The organism is Agrobacterium rosae (assembly GCF_002915175.1).
GTDB lineage: Bacteria > Pseudomonadota > Alphaproteobacteria > Rhizobiales > Rhizobiaceae > Agrobacterium > Agrobacterium rosae.
This window is the reverse complement of the sequence record NZ_NXEJ01000007.1, coordinates 141,987-160,995: the sequence shown is the minus strand read 5'-3', so window position 1 is coordinate 160,995 and position 19,009 is coordinate 141,987. Positions and strand designations below refer to the sequence as shown.

18 protein-coding genes are annotated in these 19,009 nt (G+C 56.3%); 7 read left to right on the top strand and 11 right to left on the bottom strand.

Going from position 1 to position 19,009, the window contains the following annotated elements; all coding sequences use genetic code 11:
- Positions 1-385: 385 nt before the first annotated feature.
- From CPJ18_RS15190 to CPJ18_RS15145, 8 genes are all read right to left on the bottom strand, one after another.
- Complete coding sequence (locus CPJ18_RS15190) at positions 386-1,078, bottom strand: hypothetical protein (RefSeq protein ID WP_077120898.1); 693 nt, start codon at positions 1,076-1,078, stop codon at positions 386-388.
- Between the two features lie 242 nt (positions 1,079-1,320).
- The gene (locus CPJ18_RS15185; protein WP_077101392.1) at positions 1,321-2,250 is read right to left on the bottom strand and encodes a lipid A biosynthesis lauroyl acyltransferase; all 930 of its coding nucleotides are present in this window, start codon (positions 2,248-2,250) and stop codon (positions 1,321-1,323) included.
- A gap of 11 nt (positions 2,251-2,261) precedes the next feature.
- Entirely contained in the window at positions 2,262-3,290 is a 1,029-nt protein-coding gene (locus CPJ18_RS15180) for a zinc-binding dehydrogenase (protein WP_067642690.1), read from the bottom strand.
- A 54-nt stretch (positions 3,291-3,344) separates the two neighbouring features.
- A complete protein-coding gene (locus CPJ18_RS15175; protein WP_103659237.1) occupies positions 3,345-4,631 on the bottom strand; it encodes a beta-ketoacyl-ACP synthase in 1,287 nt (428 codons plus the stop codon).
- Between the two features lie 12 nt (positions 4,632-4,643).
- Positions 4,644-5,840: a beta-ketoacyl-ACP synthase gene (locus tag CPJ18_RS15170; RefSeq protein ID WP_167397918.1), complete on the bottom strand. Its 1,197-nt coding sequence runs from the start codon at positions 5,838-5,840 to the stop codon at positions 4,644-4,646.
- Between the two features lie 396 nt (positions 5,841-6,236).
- Positions 6,237-6,716, bottom strand: coding sequence for a 3-hydroxyacyl-ACP dehydratase FabZ family protein (locus CPJ18_RS15155; RefSeq protein WP_103659332.1), 480 nt, complete (start codon positions 6,714-6,716; stop codon positions 6,237-6,239).
- Positions 6,717-6,927: 211 nt separating this feature from the next.
- Complete coding sequence (locus tag CPJ18_RS15150; protein WP_103088466.1) at positions 6,928-7,212, bottom strand: acyl carrier protein; 285 nt, start codon at positions 7,210-7,212, stop codon at positions 6,928-6,930.
- 463 nt (positions 7,213-7,675) lie between these two features.
- On the bottom strand, positions 7,676-8,065 hold the full coding sequence (locus tag CPJ18_RS15145) for a hypothetical protein (RefSeq protein ID WP_245445415.1): 390 nt from the start codon (positions 8,063-8,065) through the stop codon (positions 7,676-7,678).
- Between the two features lie 137 nt (positions 8,066-8,202).
- On the opposite strand from CPJ18_RS15145, the gene CPJ18_RS15140 reads away from it, so the two are divergent.
- From CPJ18_RS15140 to CPJ18_RS15115, 6 genes are all read left to right on the top strand, one after another.
- On the top strand, positions 8,203-10,050 hold the full coding sequence (locus CPJ18_RS15140; RefSeq protein ID WP_103659234.1) for a PHA/PHB synthase family protein: 1,848 nt from the start codon (positions 8,203-8,205) through the stop codon (positions 10,048-10,050).
- Positions 10,051-10,076: 26 nt separating this feature from the next.
- Positions 10,077-10,796 (top strand): DNA/RNA nuclease SfsA, encoded by a 720-nt coding sequence (sfsA, locus tag CPJ18_RS15135; protein WP_103659233.1) that lies wholly within the window; start codon positions 10,077-10,079, stop codon positions 10,794-10,796.
- 31 nt (positions 10,797-10,827) lie between these two features.
- Entirely contained in the window at positions 10,828-11,658 is an 831-nt protein-coding gene (map, locus tag CPJ18_RS15130) for a type I methionyl aminopeptidase (RefSeq protein WP_103659232.1), read from the top strand.
- 17 nt (positions 11,659-11,675) lie between these two features.
- On the top strand, positions 11,676-12,515 hold the full coding sequence (gene radC / locus CPJ18_RS15125; protein WP_103659231.1) for a RadC family protein: 840 nt from the start codon (positions 11,676-11,678) through the stop codon (positions 12,513-12,515).
- Positions 12,516-12,663: 148 nt separating this feature from the next.
- On the top strand, positions 12,664-13,086 hold the full coding sequence (locus CPJ18_RS15120) for a TadE family protein (RefSeq protein WP_103659230.1): 423 nt from the start codon (positions 12,664-12,666) through the stop codon (positions 13,084-13,086).
- Between the two features lies 1 nt (position 13,087).
- Positions 13,088-14,818, top strand: coding sequence for a pilus assembly protein TadG-related protein (locus CPJ18_RS15115; protein WP_103659229.1), 1,731 nt, complete (start codon positions 13,088-13,090; stop codon positions 14,816-14,818).
- Between the two features lie 63 nt (positions 14,819-14,881).
- Here CPJ18_RS15115 and CPJ18_RS15110 read toward each other — a convergent pair whose 3' ends face one another.
- Both CPJ18_RS15110 and CPJ18_RS15105 read right to left on the bottom strand, forming a co-directional pair.
- Positions 14,882-16,258, bottom strand: a complete 1,377-nt coding sequence (locus tag CPJ18_RS15110) for a class II 3-deoxy-7-phosphoheptulonate synthase (RefSeq protein ID WP_077106741.1) — start codon at positions 16,256-16,258, stop codon at positions 14,882-14,884.
- Between the two features lie 75 nt (positions 16,259-16,333).
- Positions 16,334-16,558 carry a hypothetical protein gene (locus tag CPJ18_RS15105; protein ID WP_146258691.1) on the bottom strand — a complete coding sequence of 75 codons (225 nt, stop codon included), beginning with the start codon at positions 16,556-16,558 and terminating at the stop codon, positions 16,334-16,336.
- Between the two features lie 146 nt (positions 16,559-16,704).
- On the opposite strand from CPJ18_RS15105, the gene CPJ18_RS15100 reads away from it, so the two are divergent.
- Complete coding sequence (locus CPJ18_RS15100) at positions 16,705-17,616, top strand: LysR family transcriptional regulator (protein WP_103659331.1); 912 nt, start codon at positions 16,705-16,707, stop codon at positions 17,614-17,616.
- Here CPJ18_RS15100 and gor read toward each other — a convergent pair.
- Positions 17,594-18,982 (bottom strand): glutathione-disulfide reductase, encoded by a 1,389-nt coding sequence (gene gor / locus CPJ18_RS15095; RefSeq protein WP_103659227.1) that lies wholly within the window; start codon positions 18,980-18,982, stop codon positions 17,594-17,596. The genes CPJ18_RS15100 and gor overlap by 23 nt on opposite strands.
- Positions 18,983-19,009 lie beyond the last annotated feature (27 nt).

Genomic DNA, 19,009 nt, shown 5'->3' with positions numbered 1-19,009 from the left:
ATCGTTGTCCATTTCGTCAATACACGAGATTTAACCTATCCGTGCGTAGGTCATTAACATTTGTTATATGATTATCACTCTGCCGTTACGCTATTAGACCCGAAGACGCGGTAAATGGCACCCATCAATACTGCAAATAACAAAGATGTAATCGTTTACAATAAGCGTGAATGTATGGCATTATTCATCGGTTTTTCTTTGGTGAATAAAGGTGATCTTGACTAGAGATCAGACTTGGCCAGATAAATACTGCGCTTCTAAACCCCGTCGCGACGTCGAAAAGATCGACATCGAACTCCCACCCTATCTCATTTCTGGCATGTCAAAAGACATGGTACGGTAGCGGACAAAGTGGTCGGTTGGAGACTGGAATACCCAGACTGCCTTATGCCACGGCCCGATGACGACGGTCGGCCAGTTCTTTTACGATTATAATTGCGCCAACGAGCTTATAGGACGGGGAGTAACAAGGCGACATTTCATAAGAGCGCACCACTGTGTGCCCATCAATGTCTTCCGCATAGGTGTATTTTGCGGCCTGCCCCTTAAAGCATGCGTCGAGCTTTTCGCGCAGCGCTTGCTGGAAATGATGTATGCCGATGAATTCGGCGATATGCCGCCCAACGAGATCGTTGGTTTTGGCCTCGTAGCACAGCGCATTGATGGCATTGGTGTAGTTGATCCGATAACCGGGTGAAACCACGAAGACGCGTTCATCCAGATCATCCAACCGATCTTCGTCAAGAATGACGTAAGGGCTCCATGTCGCAGCTTCGCCATCGGGCGTCACGCCATCATATGGCAGACCAGCACCGATGTACCTGTCCACCAACCGGCGCAAGAGTTCGGAATTGCGCTGAACGCAGCCGGTGTCCTCCGCCTCTTCATTAAGGAGATCGATCGCAAAGCGGAACTGCTCAAGAACCTCAGACGTGGTCTTGGTTTTTCTGCTCGTTATGCTTTCAAGCAAGGCATCTAGCTCACGATCAAGGATCGCAATTTTCGGGGCGTCGTTGCGATCCACGGCGCCTTTCAGCTCCGAATATCGTTGCCAGAACAAGTCAATCAAAGCTTTCAACTCGACTCTCCCCCGGATGATCGTGCGCCACTCGCACTTTCAAATACATTCCGGCCAAGCGGCACGAGACTCGTTATAGGGTATCACCGTAAAAAATGACGTAACGAGAAACAGCACCGCCATTACACAAGATAAATTAACACACGCAGGACGGCTTTAACAAATCCCAGAAATTGTGAAGAACATTATACATTCACAATCCTGAGATGTTATCGCTTTCAATGAATCAGAACGATCCTATTCTAGTCCTTGATATGACGTTTGATATGCCAACGGTCGTGATACCACAACCATTGTCCGGGATATTCTCGCACCCAACTCTCGACCTTGTCATTGAGCAGTTGTGCCGTCTTCTGCACATCGACAGAGCCTTTTTCGTTCAACGGTATCTCGACCTTGGGCTCGATTTCCAGCCGGTAACGATTATCCGGCAGACGGATGCAACGCGCCGGAAACACATCGCAGCCGAATTGCCGCACCAGCTTTGCCAGCAAGGGGTTGGTCAAAACGTCGTTGCCGAAGAATTGCGTCGGCAGGCCTTTTCTAAACTTCTGGTCAACCAGAACGCCAATACCGCCCCCTTTTTCCAATTGCCGCGCCAGAGCAAAGGACGAACCGGCGTGAGACGGAACGAGGTTGCCCATACGCTCCTTGCGGAAATCGAAAATGCGTTTCGCGACATAGGGATTGTTCGGCGGGCGAAACAGCACCGTCACATCCAGCCCGAACGCCGAGCCTGCAACCGGAAGCAGCTCGAAGTTACCCGAATGCGCAGTGAACACGATGAAGGGGCGCGGATTGTCTCTCAGTTCGAGAAACGTCTCTGTGCCAACGACTTCGACACGGCCCGGCTTGTCCTGTGCCGGATCGAAATCGAATAGGCGATCGAGGAAAACATATTCCGCAGCCAGGCGTCCCATATTGCCCCAGCTATCCAGCGCAATCTCCATACGCTCCGCTTCCGATTTCTCGGGAAAGGCGCGCTCGAGATTGTAGAGCATCAGCTTGTGGCGTGGCGTTTTAGGGCCGATCTTGCGGGCAAGCCTGTCCGCAAACCGGATGGCAGGATCGGCTGGCAAAAGCTTCAACAGGTTCAGAACACTAAACGCAATCGTCGCATTCAGCCACTGGCGAAAGTTTTCGAACGCCAGGACGATGCGCGTTATCAACATTTTCAAAAGGATCAATCCATCCGCAGGACGATTTTGCCGAAGACCTGACGGCTTTCCATCCGCTCCAGCGCCATCTCGATAGTATCGAAGGTTACTTCGGTATCGATGACCGGATGCACAAGGCCTCGCGCCATTTTCTGCATGGCATTTGCCATGTTTTCCATACGGCAACCGAAGGAACCGAGAAGCTTCAACTGCTGCTGGAACAGCATCATCAGGTTTATTTCCGCCGAAACGCCCGATGTAGAGCCGCAGGTGACGAGGCGTCCGCCACGCTTCAGGCAGAACATCGAACCCGCCCAGGTATCCTTGCCGACATGTTCAAAGACGACATCGACGCCCTTCTTCTTCGTCAGCTTGCGAACCACACCTTCGAAACGGTCGACGCGGTAATTGATGACGTGATCGGCACCCAATGCCTTGGCACGCTCGATCTTATCATCGGAACCGACGGTGGTGATGACCGTGCAGCCCATTTTCTTGGCAAGCTGAATGGCAGCAGAACCGATGCCCGAACCACCCGCATGGATAAGAATCGTTTCGCCGGGCTGAAGCTTCGCATTGTCGAACAGCATATGCTCGACGGTGCCGAAGGTTACAGGGGCAAGAGCAGCAGCCACCGCGTCGATACCCGGCGGTGCGAGAACGAGCTGGCGAGCGGGAATGTTGATCTTTTCCTGCGCAAAACCATCCAGATGGAAACCGTGAACACCGCCCACATTTTCGCACAGGTTATCGCGGCCAGCCACGCAGTGGTGGCAACGACCACAGGTACGCGCGCCGTAGATCGACACGAGCTGACCCGGCAGGACATTGGAGACACCAGGACCGATGGCTTCGACCACACCCGACGCTTCCGCGCCGATGGTCAGCGGCATCTTGCGCTTGGCAAATGCCATGCCGCGCCAGCCCCAGACATCGATGTGGTTCAGCGCGACGGCCTTGACCCGAAGTGTCACTTCACCGGGCGCTGGCGCTTCCGGTTCAGGCAATTCCACTCTCTCAAGCTTACGGTCATCTACGAGTTGCAAGGCGCGCATAATAGTAGTCCTTCGCCCGAAGGCGTTTATTTTGTTGTGATGGAAGAGAACCGATTAAGCCGGTTCCCGCGTCATGACAAGGCTTGCGTTCTGTCCGCCGAAGCCGAAGGAATTGGAAAGCACGGCGGTCACATCCGCATCGCGCTTCACATTCGGCACCACGTCCAGCGCAATCGTCGGATCGGGATTGGTGTAGTTGATAGTCGGCGGCACCGTACCGGTCAGCATGGTTTGCAGCGAAAACACCGCTTCCACCGCACCGGCTGCTGTCAGCGTATGACCGATCATCGACTTGTTGGATGAGACGGGAATGGATTTAAGCCCCTCACCGAACACGGCGAGCATGGAGCCATATTCCATCTTGTCATTTTCAGGCGTCGAAGTGCCGTGGGCATTGATATAGTTGATATCGCCTTCAGCCACGCCCGCATCGGCAAGGGCTGCGCGAATGGTCGCAATCGCAGGACCGCCGTCTGGCGACGAGCGGGTGCGATGGAAACTATCGGCCTTTTCGCCAGCACCCTTTATGATGCCCAGAATTTTTGCGCCACGGGCAACCGCAGCCTCAAGCGATTCCAGCACCAGGGTCGCTGCACCTTCGGCAATCACGAAGCCATCACGATCCTTGCTGAACGGCTTGGACGCCTTTTCCGGCGGTTCGTTCTGCGTGGAGAGTGCAGACAGCAGCGAGAAGCGGATGAGCGCTTCGGCACTAACGGAACCGTCAGTCGCAACCGTCAAGGCGCGGTCCGTGCGCCCCTGACGAATGGCTTCGACACCAAGCTGGATCGCCGTTGCACCTGACGCACAGGCTGTGGACAACGTAACCGGGAGGCCCCGCGTACCGAAACGGTCAGCGAGACGCTCCGAGATCGCGCCGAACAATGCAGCTTCCTGGAAGGCCGGATCTGGACGCTCGCGCAGAGCGGCCATGAAGCGGTCATAGGCATCGCCAGGTTTTGCCGCAGGCGGAGAACGGTCGCCCAGCTCAAAACGGGCGCTCCATTCCGGCTCGATCGGTGGTGCAGCCAAAAACAGCGGGCCGTTGAAATCGCCCGAAATGCCAGCCTGCGCCAAAGCCTCGATCGTGGTTTCGCGGGCAAATGCAAAAGACCGCTCGACGGAGTTTGGCTTTGGAATGTCGATGAAATCCACCGTGCCGCAAATCTTGGTGGAAAGATTGTCGGTAGGGAAACGGGTGATCTTGTGAATACCGGATTTGCCGGAGGTCAACGCCGCCCAATTGTCCTTGAGCCCTTGGCCGAGCGAGGTGAGAATGCCCATGCCGGTAACGGCAACGATGGGGCGACCGAGGTGATCCTTGAATGTGCTGGATGCCATGGTGTCTACTCCTCAAGCGTCATTGGAAAGCACGGCGACACCTTCGCCACGCACATGGCCAACCGTCGTCACAACCACCTGTGAGGCAGCTGACGTCATTGGCTTTTCAGCAGAACTGTCGAATGCCGGAACTTTCGCATTGCCATTCAGCGCAAGTGCCGCCAGCGCAAGGCCCAACGGAAACTGCGCCTCCAGCCCATGGCCGGTCACACCGCTGAAGCCGCGAAGGACGGCCTTCGGCAGCGCCTTTTGAAGCACATCCTTCTCACGAACGGTCACGGCGTCATATCCGCTAGCGCCAGAGAAAATGACCGTTTCAGCCGAATCATTGGCCGGGGCCAGAAGTCGCTCCAGTCTCTGCTCAAACTTGCCGTCTTGACGTGCGCCGCGATCACCCTCGATGGCGTCAATGCGGGCATAAATCTTTGCGCCACGCGCTTCAGCACGCTTGCGGGATTCCAGCACGAGGAATGCGCCGACAGAGCCGGTGACCATGCCACCGCCCTCACCGTCTGCGCGCGACCACAGCGGCTGCCACTCACCCTGCGCATGTGCGCCGATGGCTTCGAACAGCAGCGTCATATCAGGCCGCTCCGCGGCAAACGCACCACCCACGAGCGCATGGCTCGATTCGCCGGAGCGAATACGGTAAAATGCCGTCTCAACCGCGGAAATACCTGCCGCCTCTTCACCCATGAAGGTGCGCGACGAACCGGTCACCTTGTGGACGATTGAAATATTACCAGCCATGAGGTTGGAAAGCTGGGCAAGGAACAGTGTCGGGCGAAGCTCGGTCGTCAGCTTTTCGTTGAGCATGACTTCGCGGTCGTTACGCTTCAGCCCTTCGTCCACGATCAGCGTGTCGACATTGATGTCACGCTCGCCACCACCGGCAGCCACGATCATGTCCATGGTGCCGCAGGCTTCCGCGTCTTCCTTCAGACCGGCATCATCAAGTGCCAGACCCGCAGCGAATACACCAAGGCGCTGCCAGTTTTCCATCTGGCGCTGATCCTTGCGGCCAATCTGGTTCGACCAGTCAATGTCCGGCAGCGGATGGATCGGATAGGGCGCAAACTTTTCCGTCTCGACAATCGCGTCAGGCGCAGAGCTTGCCGACAGCAGCGCAATATGGGCGTCGATACCAACACCATGACAGGTCACGATACCAACCCCGGTAATCACCACATCATTGTCAGACTTCATAATCCGTCATCCTTCGTCGCTTGCCCATGATGAAGCAGGCCAGCTTTTTAAAGCGGTCCAATGACCGTATGTGCCATGCGGAATAATGCTCACGATGCGGCTTTGCAATGGCGAAGGCCCAAACAGCCTGCGGAATGCATGGATTTTCAGAGGTCCATGGGAAAAAACGGGGCTTTTCGCTCATGGTACGATGGTGGGTGTGGCTTACCCCCTCTGCCCTGCCGGACATCTCCCCCACAAGGAGGGAGATTGGCTGGGCGCTTAGCCCCCTCCACCCGCAACCTTAGAGATGCGCGAGAGGTCTCAACGAGTCGATCTCCCCACCTGTGGGGGAGATGTCCGGCAGGACAGAGGGGGGTAAGCCACACCCACCATCACGCACTCATGAATCTCGACGGCTTAAACCGACGTATCCGCAGCAATCGCCGCCATCAGTCCGACTTCTTCGGCCCGCTTCTTGACAATCGGTCCGAGCGGAATTTCCGAAAACGGCATGGTCCGCAGTTTCAACTGCGCATCGCACACCTTCTTGCCATCAGAGGTAATCTTCGCCTTGGTCACGGCAAAGCCAGAACCGTCATGCTCCAAAAATGCTTCGATATCGAGAACGGCATTCGGCTCGACGAATGTCCGCATCTTCGCCCCATCGACGGTCATGAGGAACGGCATGGCTGCAAAATTGGTCATCGCCAGAACCAGCATGCCGGACACCTGCGCCATTGTCTCGATCAGAAGAACACCGGGAACCAGCGGCATGCCGGGAAAATGCCCTTCGAAAACCGGGCTTTTATCCGGCACGACCGAGCGTGCCTTCAAAATGCGAGCGGATCTGTCGATGGACTCGATACGGTCCACCATCTGGAAATATTCTAGAAGCATGTTCCGTCCGTAAATGTTTGGTGCGCGCAATAGGATGGCGATGCCGACAAGGCCGGCTTCCCTCATTCCTGTGCTCGTCACAGGAATCCAGTCGTCGCGCGTCTGCGCGACGGAAGAGTTTTTTCAGCTCAAGGCCTCGGGCTGACTGGATTCCTGTGACAAGCACAGGAATGAAGGCAGCACAGCATGGCCGCCACTCGCTATCGAACAATCAGCCCTTAGCGGCCTTCAGCTCGTCAATCTTGGCGCAAAGGTTCTTGAGAACGAAATATTCCTCGGTCGAAACCTTGCCTTCGTTGACTTCCTGGGTCCACTGTTCCAGCGGAATCTTGATGCCGAATTCCTTGTCGATCGCGAAAACGATATCGAGGAAGTCGAGGCTGTCGATGCCCAGATCGTCGATCGTGTGGCTTTCCGGCGTAATGGTTTCGCGATCGATTTCGCTGGTATCAGCGATAATGTCTGCAACCTTGTCGAATGTAGCTGTCACGCCCATAATCCTTCGTGTGTCTTTAATGTATGAGGCACCACATAGGCAAGTTGGGCAAAAAAGCCAATGCTTTCGTGAAGGATCATTGAATTTTCAGCGCAAAGTGTTGCCTAAACAGCAACCAAATGCCGCCCGCGCCTCTTAGCCTTCGACATCGCCACATCACCGCAGGCGATCTGGACGTGCTGCCGACGTTACGGAAAATGACTGATCAGCGCATGTGGCTGGTGTAGTTGCCCAGCACGGATGGTGCCTTGGCCTGTACGGGTTGGAAAACCGAAACAGCAACGATCAAACAGATAAAGAGACACTTCATTTTACGCCCCCTGGCCTGCGACGTCTTCGGCGTCGCTTGGCTGAGACTATAGCGCTAAACTGCCTATATGGGCTTAAGGAACGCGGTAATCGCCTTGTTTCGGGAATGCGTAAAAATCAAACCCGATAACTCACACTTCTTTAAACAGCAGAATTACTGCGACGCCGCAGGTGTGGCAGTGGGCTTTTGCTGCTCGTAAAGCGCACGCAGTTCGGCAACCTGACGGTTGTATTCTTTTTCAGAAATCTGCCCCCTGCGGCGGGCGTTGCCCAGCCGTGTCATGGTTTCTTCCATGGTCACGGCCTCTTCTTTTTCCATCTGCGGCAAGGCAGCGGTCATGGGCTTGGCAAAGGTCGGATAGGTTCCTGTGTCACGCTTTTGAGAAACGGGAGATGCATCAACCGGCTGCGGTCCAACCACCTGCGCTTTCGGGCGCTGCATGTAAGCAGGCGCGACGATCGGCTCTGGAGACTTGCATGCGGCAAGCAGCGGTAAAAGCATGCCGCAAACCGCCACGACAGTTGCAGCTCTTACGCTTTGCATATGCTCGCCCATTTCAATGTCCCGTCCATAAGGTATTATCAAATATCATACGCCACATCTGCGGCGTTCGCCCTGCTGGAACTTGTATTCGTTTTCATGCAGGATGTGCAAACCAAAAATGCGCTGGAGAATAATGGATGGCAGGCAGGCAAGGCGAAGTGAAAGACGAGGAGGAGAAGCCTGATGGTTTCGATCCCAAATCAGCCGACGCCTACATTCTGCGTGATCCGCAAGCCTTCGCCATGAATGTCGCCAAGGCGCTGGAAAACCTCGGCAAAGCGGCATCCGAATGGATTGCCCCGCGAGAGCGAGGTGAAATTCCGCACAACAGCGCCAGCCCCATGAGCGACCTGTTTCAGACGCTGTCCGATGTCGCAGAGTACTGGATGGCGGAACCGAAGCGCTCCGTGGAGGCGCAGACCCATCTGCTGTCCAGCTATTTCGATATCTGGCAGAAATCGATGGCGCAATATTCCGGCGAGGCTGAAAAGACAGCGGAACAACCCGAAACGAGGCGCAAGGACAAGCGCTTTGCCGATGCCGACTGGCAGGAAAATCCGTTCTTCGATTTTCTGCAGAAAGTCTATTTCGCCACCGCTGGCTGGGCAGACCGCATGGTTACGGAAGCGGACGGGCTGGACGAAAAGACGCGCCAGAAAGCCCGGTTTTATATGCGCCAGGTCACAGAGGCCATTTCGCCCGCCAACTTCGCCTTCACCAACCCGCAGGTCTTTCGCGAGACCGTAGCAACCAGCGGTGCCAATCTGGTCAAGGGCATGGCGCAACTGGCCGAGGACATGGCGGCGGGCAACGGCAATATCAAACTGCGCCAGACGGATTATAGCTCATTCGTCATCGGCCAGAACATTGCCGTGACCCCCGGCAAGGTCATTGCCCGCAGCGACCTGTGCGAGATCATTCAATATGCGCCTTCTACGGAAAAGGTGTTGAAGAGGCCGCTTTTGATCATCCCGCCGTGGATCAACAAGTTCTACATTCTCGATCTCAATGCCCGCAAATCCTTCGTCAAATGGTGTGTCGATCAGGGCCACAGCGTTTTCATGATCTCATGGATCAACCCCGATGCGCGCCACGCCGAAAAAGGTTGGGAGAATTATACGCGAGAGGGAATCGATTTCGCACTCGATGCCATCGAACAGGCAACCGGCGAAGGCAATGTGAATGCCATCGGCTACTGCATCGGCGGTACGCTGCTGGCCTCCACGCTCGCTTTGCATGCGCAGGAGAAAAACCGCCGCATCCGTTCCGCCACGCTGCTTGCCGCACAGACAGATTTCACTCATGCGGGCGACCTGAAGGTTTTCATAGACGAACAGCAATTGGCGGCACTGGACAGGCATATGAAGGCGGTGGGGTATCTGGATGGCGCGGTCATGGCCAGCGTCTTCAACATGCTGCGTGCCTCCGATCTCATCTGGCCCTATGTGGTGGATAATTATTTGCGCGGCGCCCAACCGCCGCCTTTCGACCTGCTCTACTGGAACTCCGATTCGACGCGGGTTGCCGCCGCCAACCATTCGTTTTATCTGAGCAATTGTTATCTGGAGAACAATCTGTCCGAGGGACGCATGAAAGTCGCCGGAAAGGTCCTGAACCTGAAGGACATCGACATTCCCGTCTACGATCTCGCCACCCGCGAAGACCATATCGCGCCCGCAAAATCCGTCTTCACCGGGGCTTCCTGTTTCGGCGGCCCGGTGGAATTCGTGCTCAGCGCGTCCGGCCACATCGCAGGCGTCGTCAACCCGCCAGAGATGGAGAAATACAAGTATTGGACGGGCGCGTCGCCGGGTGGTGACTTTGAAAATTGGCAAAAAACAGCGACGGAGCATAAGGGCTCGTGGTGGCCGCACTGGCAGAAGTGGATCAAAGGCATCGACAAGCGCAAGGTCGCCGCCCGCATTCCCGGTGACGGCGCTCTGACACCGCTTTGCGACGCACCGGGAACCTACGTGCTTGAATAAGATCGCGGCGAACATGACACTGCGCCATGCAGTTTGATTCGCCCCTTATTCCCGCCACGCTGATTTCCCGATACAAGCGTTTCCTGTTCGATGCGACGTTGGAAGATGGCACTGAAATCACCGGCTCCTGCCCCAACACCGGCTCCATGCGTGGGTTGACCACGCCGGGTTCCCGCATCTGGCTTTCGCAACACGACACCCCTACCCGCAAATATCGCCACATGCTTGAAATGGTAGAGGCAGATGGGACCGTCGTCGGCATCAATACCGGGATGCCGAACAAGCTCGCGGAAGAAGCGATTCGCGCTGGCCGTGTTCCATCCTTAGCCGGCTACACGACTATCACACGAGAGCAGAAGTACGGTATCAATTCCCGAATCGATTTTCTGCTGTCTGCCCCCGGCAGGCCCAATGCCTACGTAGAGGTCAAGAACGTCCACTTCATGCGGCAAAAGGGTCTGGCGGAATTTCCAGATACCGCCACCAAGCGCGGCACCAAACATCTCGAAGAACTGGGCGATGCGGCCCAATCCGGCTACCGCGCGGTCATGCTCTACCTCATCCAACGGAGCGATTGTGACCGCTTTCGCATCTGCGCCGATCTCGATCCGGTGTATTTCGCAGCGTTTCAGCGCGCCATGACGCGTGGCGTGGAGGCATATGCGATAAAATGCAGTGTCTCATCACGGGAAATCGTCGCAAACGAGATGGTTGCAATAGACGACTGGCACCCTGCTGCTTTATGAACGAAAGCATAAAAGGACAGAAAGCGATACAATGGTTACTTACGTCGACGCGGCAACGGCACCCTCGAAAAATACGGGCGTCATTCGCCTCTATAATGCGCAGGACTTCAAGGGCATGCGCAAGGCCAGCCAGTTGACGGCGCGGTGCCTGGATGAGCTCGCCGACATCGTCAAGCCGGGCGTTACCACCAACACTATCGACCGCTTCGTCTTCGAATTCGGGATGGACAACAACGCCCTGCCCGCAACGCTCAATTATCGCGGCTATACCAAATCCGTCTGCACCTCCATCAACCATGTCGTCTGCCACGGCATTCCCGATGACAAGCCGTTGCGCGAAGGCGATATCGTCAACATCGACGTCACCTATCTCTTGGATGGCTGGTACGGTGATTCCAGCCGCATGTATCCGGTGGGGCAGATCAAGCGCGCCTCGGAGCGTCTGCTGGAAGTGACCTATGAATGCCTGATGCGCGGCATTGCCGCCGTCAGGCCCGGCGCCCGCACGGGTGCCATCGGTGCCGCCATTCAGGCCTATGCAGAAGCGGAGCGCTGCTCGGTCGTCACGGATTTCTGCGGCCACGGCGTCGGTCGGCTGTTTCATGATACGCCGAACATTCTCCATTATGGCAAGGTCACGGACGGGCCTGAAATTCGCGAAGGCATGATCTTCACCATCGAGCCGATGATCAATCTCGGCAAGGCGAATGTGAAGGTACTCTCGGATGGCTGGACAGCCGTGACACGTGACCGCTCGCTGTCGGCTCAGTACGAACATGCCGTGGGTGTGACTGCGACAGGGTGCGAAGTCTTCACCCTATCGCCCGGTGGCCTGCACCGCCCCGGCCTGCCACCGCTCTAAACGAGAGACGACACCCAATGGCCAAACGCCCCGCCGACCAGAAGACGATGTTCAGCACGAAAAACGGCGCTGACGACAAGATGGACGGCATGGCGGAAACCATGGACGAGCGCGGCTTCTTTGCCGAGCCGATGCAGGCCTCGAAAAAACTGAAGGCGCAGCCAACGCCGTCACCAGATGGTGATGTTGCGCACTATCACGGCCATCGCGAGCGGCTGCGCGCCAAATTTCGCGACAATGGCGACGCTGCTCTGGCAGATTACGAATTGCTGGAGCTCTTGATGTTCCGCCTCATTCCACGGCGCGATACCAAGCCCATCGCCAAGGCATTGATTACCCGGTTCGGTACATTGGGCGGCGTCTTGGGCGCGCCTGCTGGTCTGCTTCAGGAGGTCAAGGGTGTAGGCGAAGCGGTGGCGCTGGACCTCAAGCTCATCGCGTCGGTTTCCCAACGCATGCTGAAAAGCGAAATTCGCAACAAGCAGGTGCTCGGTTCCTGGTCATCGGTCATTGATTATTGCCATGCAGTCATGGCCCACGAAGCCCGAGAACAGTTCCGCATTCTGTTTCTGGACAAGCGCAATGTGTTGATTGCCGATGAAGTTCAGGGGCAAGGCACGGTGGACCACACGCCCGTCTATCCGCGTGAAGTGGTGCGCCGCGCGTTGGAGCTCTCATCCACCGCGATCATCCTCGTCCACAACCACCCAAGCGGCGACCCGACCCCTTCCCGCGCTGATATCGACATGACCAAGACGATCATCGATACCGCCAAGCCACTCGGCATCGCCGTGCATGATCACATCATCATCGGCAAGGATGGGCATGTCAGCTTCAAGGGTTTGAGACTGATCTGACGTATAAAGCCCTGTATTTTTACAATAAATACGCGCTTTACATGCCTTTTCCAGAAACGGCACAACCATAAATTTCCCCATTAACAAAAAATCAATATCTCTAAATTAGTCTTTTCGAAAATAATAAGTTTTCGGATCGGGGGGTGCCATGATGAATATGGCAGGTATAGTCCGCAATCGTTCCGGCTCGGCGGCAGTTGAGTTCGCCATCGTCGCGCCAGTCTTCATTCTCGTTCTTTTGACAATGATCGCCTACGGCATCTATCTTACTGCGGCCTATGCCGTGCAGCAGGTGGCCGCGGATGCAGCGCGCACGGCGGTGGCGGGTATCAACAAAACCGAGCGGGAAACCCTAGCGAAAAATTTCGTCGACAAAAGCGCTTTGAATTACGCCTTTCTGGACAAGAGACGCGTGAACGTCAGCGTCGGTAGCGACCCCGTGAATGTCAATCAGTTCACAGTCACCATTGAATATGACGCGACCGAACTGCCGATCTGGAGCCTCTACAGCTTCGCGCTTCCAGACAAGACCATTCGTCGTTTTTCGACAATCCGGATCGGGGGAATCTGACATGCGCAGAACCGTCTCAGTTCTAAAACGTCTCTACCGTAACCGCTCTGGCAACGTTGCCATTATGGCTGGCATCACCGCCCCACTGATGATGGGTGTATTGGCGCTAGGCGTCGATTACGGCTCGCTGACACTGCAAAAACGGCAATTGCAACAGACGGCTGATCTTGCTGCCATCTCGGCTGCCTCCGCCACGGATACGGACCGCGCCGTTTTTCAGTACTTCCAACTCAACAACAAGAACATCGGCGTCAAGACGGCATCCGGCATATTGACTGAGACCGGCACGACGCCATTCGATCCGCTGACGGCCTTTTCCAGCCGTGACGGATATGCGGAGATCATCAAAGGGCGTTATGTGCCTGATGCCAACGTGGCGATTGGCCAACGTTTTGTTGAAAATGCTACTCCGACGAATGCGGTAAAGGTCAACATCTTTGAAAAAGGCCGCATCTATTTCGCCGGAAGCTTCACGACAGCGCCAACCATTTCCGCAGTCGGAACAGCGGCTGCACAACGTATTGCCGCCTTCTCCGTCGGCTCACGTGTTGCGAGCCTCAACAGCGGACTTTTGAACAACCTGCTGAGTGGTCTGCTCGGAACGACGATTACGCTGAACCTTGTGGACTACCAGGCGCTCGTTGCTGCCGATGTCAATGCGCTTACGATCATCGACGCCTTGGCCACAGACCTCAACATCACAGCCGGCACTTATCGCGACGTCCTAAAAACCGAAATCACCTATGGCAAATTCATAACCGCACTCACCAAAGCCACAGGTACCAGACCAGTGGTTACGGCAGCGCTGAAGACATTGGAAAAGACACTCAACAAGACCACCGTCAAACTTCGGCTGGAACAGGTGCTGGCGCTCGAGCCTATTCTCGACAAGCAGATCGGCAACTCTGAGAACCTCAACGTCCAAGCCGGCGTGTTCGACCTCATCACCGCCGCAGCGACGGCGGCCAACGGCGGCAAGCAGGTTGCGGTGGATGCCGGTGTCACCGTTCCGGGACTTGCCTCCACAAAAATCACGCTTGCTATTGGCGAGCCACCCGTTGGCACGCCGTCGCTTGCAGTCGGATCGACCGGCACCATCGTCAGAACCTCACAGACGCGTCTTTCCATCGAAACAAAGGTCGATGGGCTGAAAGCGCTGCTCGGCCTTTCGGTCAACCTGCCGCTCTATGTCGAGGTCGCCAATGCGGAAGCGAAGTTGTCCGACATTCGCTGCAACGCCAATGGCACCGGCACCGTGGATGTGGAGGTCGTTCCCGGCATCGCCGAAATTTCCCTTGGCAATGTCGACACGACAGCTTTCAACAATTTCGGCAGGGATCCGCGGGTTACCAAGGCTGCAATCGTGGATGCGCTGGCGCTGAAAATCAATGGCATGGCCCATGTCGATGCTGCCAACATGACAAAAACGAAACTGACCTTCCAGCAAACCGACATCACGCAGGCAACGGTCAAAACCGTATCCACCAAGGATATCTCGACCTCCCTCATCAAGTCGCTGCTAAAAAATCTCGACGTCGATATCAACGTCCTCTTCATCACCATCGGCACGCCCACACTCGTTCAGGCTGCGCTGGCGGAAACCCTCTCCGTCGCAACCGCACCAATCGACGGTCTGCTTTACAACACGCTGATGCTGCTCGGCATCAAGGTCGGCGAAGCGGATGTGCGGGTCACGGATCTCCGCTGCATGAGTCCGGCACTGGTGCAGTAACGGGAAACAAATAAAAAAGCCGCCGGATCACTCCGGCGGCTTTTGTTTGTCTCTCAAATCCTATCAGCCGTTGACGACAGCCAAGCGCTTCTCGTCGCGGCCGCTCTTCATGCGCTCAGACAGCAGGAACGCCAGCTCCAGCGCCTGATCGGCGTTGAGGCGTGGGTCGCAGTGGGTGTGGTAACGGTCGGACAGCGAATCAGCGGTCACCGTGCGTGCACCACCGGTGCATTCGGTCACGTCCTTGCCGGTCATCTCGATGTGGATACCACCCGGATGTGTGCCTTCGGCGCGGTGAATCTGGAAGAAGCTTTCGACTTCCGACAGAATGCGCTCGAATGGACGCGTCTTGTAGTGATTGAGCGTGATGGTGTTGCCATGCATCGGATCGCACGACCAGACGACCTTGCGGCCTTCCTTCTGGACGGCCCGGATGAGCTTTGGCAGGCCTTCGGCAACCTTGTCGTGGCCGAAGCGGCAGATCAGCGTCAGACGGCCCGCTTCGTTGGACGGGTTCAGCGCGTCGATCAGCTCGATCAGATTGTCGGGCTGCAAGGATGGGCCGCACTTCAAACCGATCGGGTTCTTTATGCCGCGGAAATATTCCACATGCGCATGGTCCAGCTGGCGGGTACGGTCGCCGATCCACAGCATGTGGCCTGACGTTGCGTACCAATCTCCAGATGTCGAGTCGATACGGGTTAACGCCTCTTCGTAACCAAGTAACAAAGCTTCATGGCTGGTGAAGAAATCGGTCTCGCGCAGGCTCGGCTGGTTTTCAGCCGTGATACCGATGGCCTTCATGAAGTCCATGGTTTCGGAGATACGGTTAGCCAGCTTGCGGTAACGGTCAGCCTGTGGGCTGTCCTTTACGAAACCCAGCATCCACTGGTGCACGTTTTCGAGGTTGGCATAGCCACCCATGGCGAAGGCGCGCAGAAGGTTCAGCGTCGCAGCCGACTGACGGTAAGCGTCAAGCTGACGTTCCGGGTTCGGAACGCGCGAGGTTTCGTTGAATTCGATGCCGTTGATGATATCACCACGGTAGGATGGCAGACTGACACCATCCAGCGTTTCGATATTGGACGAACGCGGCTTGGCGAACTGACCGGCGATGCGGCCAACCTTGACGACAGGAAGCTGCGCGCCATAGGTCAGAACGACGGCCATTTGCAGAAACGCACGGAAGAAGTCGCGGATGTTATCTGCGCCATGTTCCAGAAAGCTTTCCGCGCAATCGCCACCCTGCAACAAAAACGCTTCACCATCTGCAACGCTGGCAAGCTGCTTTTTCAAGCGACGTGCTTCACCGGCAAACACCAGCGGTGGATAGGTTGCAAGCGTTGCCTCCGTTGCAGCAACTGCAGTCGCATTCGGGTATTCCGGAACCTGCTGGATTGGCTTGTGCCTCCAGCTGCTCGGTGTCCAATTCTGTGCCATTGTGTTCTCGCTTGTGACGCCGCTTTAGACCAGAGGCAGCAACTCTCCCTGTTAATCGCGCGCTTATAAACACTTTCACACCCGCTTGCAAAGGCGAAGTTCGCCAGCACCTGCCTCACCCGAAACGGCATCAGGGCGGGGAAATTCCTCCCAACCATTCACCCACCTCGAAAACCACAAGGCGGCGCGCTCCAGCCGTGTCGATGGCCAATCCTCAAGCGGACCTGCAAGCTTTGCGTTATTCTTTACCGCCTGCATATGCCGCACACGTTCTATTACAAACATCGTTTCCGGTAGCATAGTAGCCTCCCTGTTTTGATATCAGGGAGGTATGGCCAGATGCACGCACTTCATAGACGCACCACTGAAACGGGTATTTCAGTCTTGCACGGTGCACCGGCGGCTGCCTTTGCGTATAATGTCCGTCATCAGCGGGGATGATTGTCATGAAAGACGTGAATTGGGACGATCTCAAGCTCTTCCATATCGTGGCCTCGCAGGGTGGCCTGGCCGGTGCCGCAAGCTTGACCGGCATCAGCGCGCCGACAATCGGGCGCAGGATGCTGCTTCTCGAGCGATCGATGGGCCGGACGCTTTTTATACGGAGTCCACAAGGCTACCGGCTTGCGCCGGATGGTGTCACCTTGTTCGAGCGCGTGCAATCCATGCAGAAAACCGCTTTGGATATCAGCCAATGGCACGGCGACGCTTTTTCACTGCCCATCGTCTCCGTGGCGAGCAATATCTGGCTGATGGGTTTTGTGGCGGATAACGCCGCCGACTTGCGTGGACCGCAAGACGCGTTTCGTTTGTGTTGCAAACGCATCGGTGACGATGATGACCTAACATTTCGCCGCGGCATGGTGGCGATTTTCGACAAGGCACCCAAAAACGGAAATTTCGCCGTCCGCAAATCAGTGACGATGACGTATCATGCGTACCGCGCCACCTACCTTTCCGCCCGCGATAACATGCCTTGGATATCAATCGGGACTGAAGTGGCCGTCTCAGATGCGGAAAAATGGGTGTTCCGCAATCATGAGGCCATGATCCACACCTGGACCAATGCGCCCGAGTTGCTGCCGAAGCTCATTGCCAGCGGCGCTGGACTCGGCATCTTGCCGTCATTTCTGGGAGACGCGACGCCGGGTCTAGTCCGCGATGGCGAGGCAATAGAGGAACTGTCTCGTCCGCTGTGGCTCGCCGTCAACGACGATGACCGTCACGCCCCGGAAATGAGGCTTCTGATAGACCGCCTCGCTGCGCTGTTGAAGCGCAACGAGGCTCTTTTTGGTGGCACGTCAGACGTCCGGGAAGACCGAAGCGAAAGCTCGGTTATACCCTTTCACCGTTCTTGATCCGGTAGCTCGGCGTATACATCGTCACCAACTCTTCCGATGCCGTTGGATGCACGGCCATGGTGGCATCGAAGTCGTCCTTGGTGCAGCCGGCTTTCAGCGTAATGCCCAGAAGCTGCGCCATCTCGCCAGCATCATGCCCCAGAATATGCGCACCCACGACCTTGCGGTCTGCGGCATTGACGATGAGCTTCATGATCGTCTTTTCCGTACGACCGGAAAGCGTCGCCTTCATCGGGCGGAACTGCGCGCGGTAGACTTCGATCTCCTCGAACTTGGCAGCCGCCTCTTCCTCGGAAATACCGACCGTGCCGATTTCCGGTTGAGAGAACACCGCCGTCGCAATGAGATGGTGGTCCGGCTTTGTCGGGTTGTTCTTGAACTCGGTTTCGATGAAGCACATCGCTTCGTGGATGGCGACCGGCGTCAGCTGTACCCGGTCGGTGACGTCACCCAGTGCGAAGATGCCGGGAACATTGGTGCGCGAATAATCGTCCACGATGATTGCGCCCCGTTCATTGACGGCGACACCAGCGTTTTCAAGACCAAGCCCCTGGGTGTTCGGGTCACGTCCCAGTGCCAGCATCACCAGACCGACGTTGAGGGAATGGCCCTGCTTGGTGCGTGCAACGAAACCGTCGGCTCCGTCCTTGCTGACCTCCTGAATAACGTCTTCAAGAAGAATGCGGATACCCTTGGCCGCCATGGCCTCGTGCAGGCCTTCACGCATGTCTCTGTCGAAGCGCGACAGGATTTCCTTGCCGCGATAGATCAGTGTGGTTTCGACACCAAGACCGTGGAAAATATTGGCGAACTCCACCGCGATGTAACCGCCGCCTGCAATCAGTATCGACTTCGGCAGCTCATCCAGATGGAAAGCTTCATTGGACGAAATCGTCAGTTCATAGCCGGGCAAGGCGACATGCGGATTTGGTGTGCCGCCGACGGCAATCACGATGCGCTCTGCCGTAACCGTCTGGCCGGTTTTCGTCAGCTTGACGGTGTGAGCATCCACTAGTTCGGCGCGGCTATCGAAGATGTCGGCCTTGGCGTTTTCAAGACCCTTGCGATAGAGGCCTTCCAGACGCTCGATTTCCTTGTCCTTGGCGGCAATCAGCTTCTTCCAGTCGAATGTGCTTTTGCCGACCGTCCAGCCATAGCCCGCAGCGTCTTCGAAATGTTCGGGATATTGTGAGGCGTAGACAAACAGCTTCTTAGGCACGCAGCCTCTTATGACGCAGGTTCCGCCATAGCGGTATTCTTCTGCAATACCGACGCGTTTGCCGAGCGAAGCCGCCACACGGGCGCTACGAACGCCGCCGGAGCCGCCGCCGATAACGAAAAGGTCATAGTCATAAGTTGTCATGGATCAGCCTCTGATGGTGTCGCACCC

Coding starts and splice junctions, on each gene's coding strand:
- CPJ18_RS15185 (WP_077101392.1), bottom strand. CDS start 2,250: ATGTTGATAACGCGCATCGTCCTGGCGTTCGAAAACTTTCGCCAGTGG.
- CPJ18_RS15180 (WP_067642690.1), bottom strand. CDS start 3,290: ATGCGCGCCTTGCAACTCGTAGATGACCGTAAGCTTGAGAGAGTGGAA.
- CPJ18_RS15175 (WP_103659237.1), bottom strand. CDS start 4,631: ATGGCATCCAGCACATTCAAGGATCACCTCGGTCGCCCCATCGTTGCC.
- CPJ18_RS15155 (WP_103659332.1), bottom strand. CDS start 6,716: ATGCTTCTAGAATATTTCCAGATGGTGGACCGTATCGAGTCCATCGAC.
- CPJ18_RS15150 (WP_103088466.1), bottom strand. CDS start 7,212: ATGGGCGTGACAGCTACATTCGACAAGGTTGCAGACATTATCGCTGAT.
- CPJ18_RS15145 (WP_245445415.1), bottom strand. CDS start 8,065: ATGCAAAGCGTAAGAGCTGCAACTGTCGTGGCGGTTTGCGGCATGCTT.
- CPJ18_RS15140 (WP_103659234.1), top strand. CDS start 8,203: ATGGCAGGCAGGCAAGGCGAAGTGAAAGACGAGGAGGAGAAGCCTGAT.
- sfsA (WP_103659233.1), top strand. CDS start 10,077: ATGCAGTTTGATTCGCCCCTTATTCCCGCCACGCTGATTTCCCGATAC.
- map (WP_103659232.1), top strand. CDS start 10,828: ATGGTTACTTACGTCGACGCGGCAACGGCACCCTCGAAAAATACGGGC.
- radC (WP_103659231.1), top strand. CDS start 11,676: ATGGCCAAACGCCCCGCCGACCAGAAGACGATGTTCAGCACGAAAAAC.
- CPJ18_RS15120 (WP_103659230.1), top strand. CDS start 12,664: ATGATGAATATGGCAGGTATAGTCCGCAATCGTTCCGGCTCGGCGGCA.
- CPJ18_RS15115 (WP_103659229.1), top strand. CDS start 13,088: ATGCGCAGAACCGTCTCAGTTCTAAAACGTCTCTACCGTAACCGCTCT.
- CPJ18_RS15110 (WP_077106741.1), bottom strand. CDS start 16,258: ATGGCACAGAATTGGACACCGAGCAGCTGGAGGCACAAGCCAATCCAG.
- CPJ18_RS15105 (WP_146258691.1), bottom strand. CDS start 16,558: ATGCTACCGGAAACGATGTTTGTAATAGAACGTGTGCGGCATATGCAG.
- CPJ18_RS15100 (WP_103659331.1), top strand. CDS start 16,705: ATGAAAGACGTGAATTGGGACGATCTCAAGCTCTTCCATATCGTGGCC.
- gor (WP_103659227.1), bottom strand. CDS start 18,982: ATGACAACTTATGACTATGACCTTTTCGTTATCGGCGGCGGCTCCGGC.